We start from the raw sequence: 1,351 nt of genomic DNA on the forward strand, positions 1-1,351 counted from the left end.
CCTGGACATCCTGCGGCCCCCTGGACATCCTGCGGCCCTCGCCCGGACTCTTCGGCTCGGTGCCCTCGAACGCGACGGTGTCCCGGTTTTTTGAACGCACCGTGGCCAGCCCCGAACTGTTCAGCTACGGCTTCGAAACCCTCACACGGGAACTGCGGGCCAGGGCCTGGGACGCGGCCGGGAACCGGAACCCTGCGGCCAGACCCACCGCTTCGGATCCTAGCTCGATTCAACACCCCATCATCAGTTCAGCGACAGCAGTAAGTGTCGAATCCGGGCAAGTCCGGCTGCACGCCACTGGGGGCGGCCTGGACCTCATTCGCTCAAATCTGCTGGTGCAACTGGTAAAGGCATCGTACCGCGGAACGCTTCGGCGCCTTAAGATCTGCGYCAACCCGGAATGCGACAGCGCCTTCTCCGACCGTTCGAAAAACTGTAGCCGGCTTTGGCACGACGTGGCTACCTGCGGAAACGCGTGCGGGCATACCGCCTACGGAGCAAGGAACGGGACGCCAAAGCAGCCCGGAGCGCCTGATCGGCAACCACCTCGGCCATGACGCTGGAACTGTAATCAACGCGGGCGCGGTGCAGAGATTCGAGACCGGCTGCGCTGCAGTTCCCCGAAGTCCCCGGGCACGTTCTGAAGCTCAACGCCAGCAAGCAAAAATGCTCGACCGGAATACCCGGCCGAGCATTTTTGCCCGAACTGTTAATGATTCCCGAGCCACCAGCGATGTTGCCAGAACCTGTACTTGGGAGCTACGGTTAGCGATCTCTCACGATGAGACCCCGTCAGCGGCCGTCCGCTGACAGCTTGGAAATCGGGTTGCTCAGTAATAGGGAACGGGACGGTTCTCCTTGCGCCAGAGCTTTTCGAACTCGGACCATCCAGGTGGCGGAACGAGGCCTTGAACACGCCAAAGGTCCTCAGGGGTTTCGTCGACGTGGATCTCCCAGTCGTAGCCACGCTCTTTCACGAACGGCACAAGGACCTCCTCTACCTTCTCGTGGAAGTCTGCCCGGATCTGTTCCGAGGTCAAGCTTCCGAGGGCGATTCCGTTCACCATCGTTTTCTTGTTCGTGTGGTGCGCGATGTAGTCAACTGTTTTACGGGCGATGTGGTCAAGGCGGATGCGTATGAAATTGTTCGCCGCTTCGCCTCCAACGTAGATGCTGTTGAGGGGCATCTCGTGAAACACGACGACGACATAGAACTTCGGCAGATCGACCAAGTCGTAGTAGATCGACGTTATTCCTTTAGTCAGCGCCTCCTTGTCCTCATCGCTAAAAGCGTCCTCGGGTGTGTAAATCTCCCAGAATGGCATTCCAGGCCCTCCTTCTCCTTTGTAGG

2 protein-coding genes and 1 pseudogene are annotated in these 1,351 nt (G+C 59.4%); 2 read left to right on the forward strand and 1 reads right to left on the reverse strand.

What is annotated here, in order from left to right:
• Together AC1DEY_RS23445 and AC1DEY_RS23450 are read left to right on the forward strand one after the other, a co-directional pair.
• Positions 1–231, forward strand: a pseudogene (locus AC1DEY_RS23445) (IS1380 family transposase); the annotation flags it as partial.
• 104 nt (positions 232–335) lie between these two features.
• On the forward strand, positions 336–557 hold the full coding sequence (locus AC1DEY_RS23450; protein ID WP_476870094.1) for a CGNR zinc finger domain-containing protein: 222 nt from the start codon (positions 336–338) through the stop codon (positions 555–557).
• A 273-nt stretch (positions 558–830) separates the two neighbouring features.
• Here the strand turns inward: AC1DEY_RS23450 and AC1DEY_RS23455 are convergent.
• The coding region (locus AC1DEY_RS23455; protein ID WP_476870093.1) for a tautomerase family protein at positions 831–1,351 on the reverse strand (521 nt) is incomplete at its 5' end.

Source organism: Arthrobacter sp. 05T47 (assembly GCF_056395825.1).